We start from the raw sequence: 1,947 nt of genomic DNA on the forward strand, positions 1-1,947 counted from the left end.
CTGCACTTGCAGCTTCGTCGGAAGCGTCAGATGTTTATAAGAGACAGGGATGAGGGTGCCGAGGAGGGTGAGGGCATGGACGAGGGCCCGGCCCAAGGTCTTGTGGTGGGTGAAGCCGTACAGGGCCTGCGGGGCGGGGCCGGTATGGCCGGTGTCGCCCCCGAGGCGGTCGGATGGCACGGGACGCGATCCGACGCGTCCTCACAGGCGATGACCGGAGGGGCATCCGGGACACTGGTCGCCATGGATGAGGTTGAGGTCGTCGTCGCCCATTCCGAACGCGCGACCTTGCGCGTCGGCGATATGTTCTTGAAGGTGGACGCCGACCGGGGGCGCCTCGATACCGAAGTCGAGGCGATGACCCTGGCGCCGGTTCCGACCCCGGAGATCCTGTGGCACAAGCCGCCCGTACTCGCGCTCGCCGCGGTTCCGGGCACGGCGCTCGGCCGTCTCGGCAAGCCGTCGACGGCCTCCCCGGCGGCGTGGGCCGCGGCGGGCGCCGTCATCCGGAAGCTGCACGACGCGCCGCTGCCGTCCCGGCTCGGTCGGACGGGAAAGAGTTCCGAGGAGTTGGCGGCGGAACTCGACGGCGAGTGCGAATGGCTCGTGGCGAACGGCGTCCTGCCCGCCGAGCTGGTCACCCGCAACCGCCGGGTCGCCGAGGCCGTGCTCCGGCCGTGGACCCCGGCCTTCACGCACGGCGATCTCCAGATCGCCCACGTGTTCCTCGACGGCGACGAGATCACCGGCATCATCGACTGGTCCGAGGCGGGCCGGGGCGATGCCCTGTTCGATCTCGCCGTCCTCACGCTCGGACACGAGGAGCACCTCGGTGATGTCGTCGCCGGCTACGGCGGCGATGTGGATCTCGACGTGATCCGCGGGTGGTGGTCGTTGCGGAGCCTGCTGGCGATCCGCTGGCTCCTCGGGCACGGCTTCGACCCGTTCGCGCCGGGCTGCGAGGTCGACGTGCTGAGATCCCGGCTGTGAGGCCGGCGGGCCCAACCGCCGCGTGCGCGTTCACCGCCGGCGCGGCCACGCCCGGGGGCGGCCCGGAGCACCCGATCGCCACGACACGGGCGCCGAACCGCTGCCGCCGGTCACACGTCCTTCGTCCACGACGCCAACTCGTCGTTGATCTCCCACGGGAGCCGCCGAGGGCGATGCCGGTGATGCCGTGCAGCGCAGCCGTTCCGTCCCGGATACGACCGAGAGTGGAGGCCGGCTCGGAAGTTCGAGCGGGAGGGTCACGATCGGTTTTCCTGTCGGGACGGGCGGCCGCGGGTGTCGACGGTCACGGGGCGCCATTCCGCGACGGAGGTCGCTGACCGCCCGGCCCGGGGTCCGGGAGCCCGGGTGTGGTGGTCGGGGCCGGCTATCGGCGACGACCGAAGCGAAGGTCACGGTTTCCCCTGCCCGGCATCGGACGGTCCGGTCGGCCTCCGTCCGGTCGACGTGTTCCCGTGCCCCGCCCGCCCCACTTCTCTCCCGTCCGGCCGGTCCCGGACCCCGCATCGGGAGCTTCCGTCGGGTGCGACGGCGTACCGAGCAGGGGCTTTCACCCATCCGCCGGGGGTCCGGGAGCGACTTCGGCCTCGGCGACGAGACGGCCGGCGAGCCCGGAGCCGACGGCGTGGTCATAGGCATCGAGGCGATTTCGCGTGGCACTGCCCGCGTAGAGACGTTCGTGGAGAGCGTGTCGACCGGCGAACTCGCTTCCCAGGGCGTCCCAGAGGGTTTTCATCACGCGTGCCCGTTCCTCCGCGCCCGTGCCGTGTGAGCCGCGCAGGTAGGTGTCCAGGTACGGGCGCAGCCCGGGGGCGGCGAAATCCGAGACGTGGGAGGGCAGGTGGCACAGCGCGCCTCCGACGGCGTCCTCGATCAGTTCCCGTACGCGTCGATGGACCGTGCCGGCGGGTACCCGGTGCGCGTGGGCCGTGGGTGGGT

Annotated in this window: 3 protein-coding genes; 1 reads left to right on the forward strand and 2 read right to left on the reverse strand. The window is 71.8% G+C overall.

Translation table 11 applies throughout. From position 1 onward, the window contains the following. On the reverse strand, positions 1-180 hold a 180-nt coding region (locus tag FOE67_RS30995), incomplete at its 3' end, for a hypothetical protein (RefSeq protein WP_182666956.1). A 63-nt stretch (positions 181-243) separates the two neighbouring features. Here FOE67_RS30995 and FOE67_RS24185 point away from each other — a divergent pair. Continuing rightward, on the forward strand, positions 244-990 hold the full coding sequence (locus FOE67_RS24185; RefSeq protein ID WP_182666957.1) for a phosphotransferase family protein: 747 nt from the start codon (positions 244-246) through the stop codon (positions 988-990). A 568-nt stretch (positions 991-1,558) separates the two neighbouring features. On the opposite strand, the gene FOE67_RS24190 is transcribed toward FOE67_RS24185, so the two are convergent. After that, positions 1,559-1,947: 4-hydroxyphenylacetate 3-hydroxylase C-terminal domain-containing protein (locus tag FOE67_RS24190; RefSeq protein WP_323385408.1), on the reverse strand; the 389-nt coding region annotated here is incomplete at its 5' end.

The sequence above is a fragment of the Streptomyces calidiresistens genome (assembly GCF_014141525.1).
In the GTDB taxonomy this organism is placed as follows: domain Bacteria; phylum Actinomycetota; class Actinomycetes; order Streptomycetales; family Streptomycetaceae; genus Streptomyces; species Streptomyces calidiresistens.

Coding starts and splice junctions, on each gene's coding strand:
- FOE67_RS24185 (WP_182666957.1), top strand. CDS start 244: ATGGATGAGGTTGAGGTCGTCGTCGCCCATTCCGAACGCGCGACCTTG.